The following is a 219-nucleotide window of genomic DNA, read 5'->3' as shown; positions in this document are numbered from 1 at the left end:
GTGGATATACTTACTCATGGTCTCCTTCGGGTGGAACGGCTGCTACAGCTACTGGTTTAAGTGCAGGAACATATACTGTAACGGTAACCGATGCTAACGCATGTACGGCTACTAGAAACTTTACAATTACACAACCAACAACTATCAGTACGGCAACTGCTGCGCAAACAAATGTGTCTTGTAACGGTGGATCTAATGGTTCTGCTTCGGTGACTCCTT

The 219-nt window shown here is 45.2% G+C and carries 1 pseudogene; it reads left to right on the top strand.

Annotated elements, in window-relative coordinates:
• A pseudogene (locus AC061E_RS16690) lies at positions 1–219 on the top strand (T9SS type A sorting domain-containing protein); the annotation flags it as partial.

This window comes from Flavobacterium sp. GNP011, assembly GCF_056428925.1.
This window is presented reverse-complemented; position numbering and strand designations above follow the sequence as displayed.